The organism is Desulfobaculum sp. (genome assembly GCF_054921475.1).
Map to the genome: position 1 here is coordinate 1 of NZ_JBUDSW010000340.1, position 3,115 is coordinate 3,115.

3 protein-coding genes and 1 pseudogene are annotated in these 3,115 nt (G+C 68.6%); all 4 read right to left on the reverse strand.

The window, feature by feature from the left end; translation table 11 throughout:
• Positions 1-1,198: hypothetical protein (locus tag ACY69P_RS15565; RefSeq protein WP_462328138.1), on the reverse strand; the 1,198-nt coding region annotated here is incomplete at its 3' end.
• An 8-nt stretch (positions 1,199-1,206) separates the two neighbouring features.
• Positions 1,207-1,785 carry a hypothetical protein gene (locus tag ACY69P_RS15570; protein WP_462328139.1) on the reverse strand — a complete coding sequence of 193 codons (579 nt, stop codon included), beginning with the start codon at positions 1,783-1,785 and terminating at the stop codon, positions 1,207-1,209.
• 3 nt (positions 1,786-1,788) lie between these two features.
• Entirely contained in the window at positions 1,789-2,589 is an 801-nt protein-coding gene (locus tag ACY69P_RS15575; RefSeq protein ID WP_462328140.1) for a phage adaptor protein, read from the reverse strand.
• Positions 2,590-2,591: 2 nt separating this feature from the next.
• Positions 2,592-3,115, reverse strand: a pseudogene (locus ACY69P_RS15580) (hypothetical protein); the annotation flags it as partial.

The following is a 3,115-nucleotide window of genomic DNA, read 5'->3' on the forward strand; positions in this document are numbered from 1 at the left end:
TCTCCGCGCAGTGGGGGACCATTTCGTAGGCGGTGCAAAAGTCGCAGGTGATGGGGCTATTCAGCGTAAAGCTCACATTCGGCGTAACGGCCACCACCTCAAAGGCGCGGCCCGCGTAAGCCCCGGTGACAAAGTGGACAAGGTCGCCCACGGTGATGTCGCGGGTGTTGGATGTGGCGCACACACCGCCTGTGATGCCGTCCGCCATGCTCAGCGCCCCGCCAAAGGTCTTGGCCGTGGCATTGCTCCACACGCCAAAGCCCGAGTTGGGGAGCAGGTTCCGTGGGCGCGCCGTGGTGCTCAAGGCCGCAGCCTGCGCCTCATCGCGCGCGGCTTCGGCCCCGGTACAGGCGGTGGCAGCGTCCGTGGCGCTTTGGGCGGCGTCGCCTGCGGAGACAGCCGCGTTACTTTCGGACAGGCCTGCGCTCTGCGCTGAATCCTGAGCGGCGGTTGCGGATGAGGACGCGGCGTTCGCTGAAGACTGCGCCGCATCACGCGCGGCAAGGGCATCATCCTTCGCCAAGACCGCCACATCCCGCGCCGTTTCCGCCGCGCCCTGCGCGCTTTGCGCCCCGTCTCTGGCGGCTTCGGCAAGGCTTTGGGCGTCAACAGATGCGTCCCGCGCCGCCTGCGCCTCGCTTCGCGCCGTAACAGCCACGTCGCTCGCGGCCACAGCGGTATCCCGCGCCCCAAGGGCTTCCCCGGCGGACAGGGCGGCTCCGTCCTCGGCGAGGTGCGCCGCGTCTCTGGCGGATTCCGCCCCGGTCCGCGCGGTTTCGGCGGCGCTTTGGGCGCCGTAGGCAGCGTCGCGGGCGGCGCTGGTTTCATCGCGCGCGGCAAGGACGGCGTCCGTCACCACCTGCCCCGCGCCAATGGCCTCATAGGGGCCAAGGTCCGCGATATCCTCAAGGCGGCAATCGCGGTTCGGCACGCCGCAGGTCACCTTCACCGGGCGGACCATGTCGCCGGTTTGGTGCACCACAAACGCCCACTCCGTGCCCCGCCGCCCCAACTCGTTGGGGAACACGCGCACCACGGCGGCGCCGGCGGCGTCCGTAAAAACCTCCACATCCGCCGGGACCACCACGCTTTGATACACCTCGGCGGCGGTCAGGCGCGCCGTCACCAGCGCCCCCACAACGGGCGCGCCCACGGCGTCGCTGACGGTTACGGTCACGGCAACGGTGGGTACGGGCATGGCTCCTCCTATTCAAAACGCTGGGGGTGCACCATCAGCGGCTTGCGGGTGAAGGACTTGCGCAGGCGGCGCTTGGCGCGGCCCATGCTCTCGCGAAACTGCGCGCCGTAGAACTGCGCAAGGCCCGGATTGGTCCACGCCTGCCCCGGCATCACCAGCAGCGAGGCCAGCGCTCCGGCGGCAATGCCCCCGGCCCACGCCTCATGCACGGCGCGCGGAATACCGCTGGACGTCTCCGACGGCTTGAGCGCTACCCGGCAGGTCAGCCACGCGCGGCGCTCCGGCGGCCACAACAGCGACAGCACCGGCGGCGCAAAGGTAAAGCCCTGCCCCGCCTCAAGGCGCGTCTCCCCCACGGCCACGCTCACGATGCCCGCCACAAGGCTGCCGCCCTCTGACGCGGCAATGTCGTATTCCATCAGCCCCGGAAGCACGCGCACGCGGTCGGCATCGGCCTGCCATATCCATGTTTCCTCGCAGAAGGTCGCGGCCGCATCGCGTAGGGCGTTTCGGGCCTGCTGGGCCGGAAGCTTGGGGCACACCGGATACAGGCGGTTAAAGAACTCATCCCACGAAACGCGCGCCATGCCTTACTCCTTGCCGGGGTTGTTGGGGGAGATGATGATGTCCGTTTGCGTCTTGATGCCAAGGCTCTGGTAGAAACTCTTTTCAAACGCGGCCGCGCGCACCGTGGATGCGCCTTCGTCCTCGCGCAGGAAGGCCATACGCAGCATCCATTCCACCACCGGCCCGGCGTAGATGTCCGGCAGACTCAGGGCCAACGGTTCCTCAGCCCACCACGCCGGGGACTGCGCGGGCGCGTTGCCCACATTGTCCGCCGCCAAACTGCGGAAGATGACGCCCTCAGCGCCAGCCCCCTCACGGTAAAAGGCCAGCTCGCCGGCGGCGTAGGTCACGCCCTCGGCCCAGCCCAGAATCCGGGGCACGTCGGCAGGCGACACCGCGTAGCCGATTTCCACGTACACATCCGTCACGGCGGACACGGGCGGGGACACCCAAAAGCTGCGCGGGTACAGGTCGCTAAAGGCCCAGTTGTCGATGGCGGTGGCGCCCGGTCCTGCGGGCCATGCAAGGTTGGCGGCGTCCAGCGCGGCCTTGTCCACCAGCTGGATGCTGGTCCCCGGCGTGGCGCCGTCCGCGCCCATGTTGCGCAGCACGTCGAGCAGGCGCACGCCGTCGTCTGGGATTTCCTGCAAAACGCCCGGCGCCAGCCGCACCACGGTGATGGCGGAGCTGGCATCCGGGCGCTGCAGGGCCACCTGCCGCTGCGCCGCATTCAGGTACTGGCCCCACAGCGGAACAGGAACGCCCGTCCCGCCAAGGTCGTTGTACTGCTGCTGCGCAAGGTGGATGCGCTCCGCCACCAGCATGATCAGGCCCCGTCCATGCGGTTCACGATGAAGCGCGGCTCTTCGGCCGAATGGGTGACGTTGTGCTCGTCGGTCCACCACACGGTACGCACCGCATCGCGCAGCACGTTGAAGACGGACTCCGGCACGCTGACCTGATGCTTGCGCCGGATGACCCAGTTTTTGCCGTTGACGGTGACGGTCACATCGCGCTTGCCGTCCTCGCCCGCGTCCTCGGCAATGATGATGGGGATGGTCCGCTCCGGGGCGGCTGGCGCAGAGGGCCGGGGCGCGGAAAGGGGCGCGAGGGCGCGCTCCTCGGCTTCGGCCTCAATCTCCGCCGCGCTTCCTTTGGCGTCCTCGATGATCGCGTGTGCCTGTGCCTGCGCTGCGGCGATGATTTTCTGGGCCTGCGCCTCGGACTCGGCCAAAAGTGCTTCGGCGCTTTCCAGCGCGGCGTCGGCGTCGGCCGGTTGAACGTCCTCTGCGGAAGCGTTCTCTTCCTCTGCCAACGCCGCCACGGCCTGCTCTTCCACTGCCGCATCCT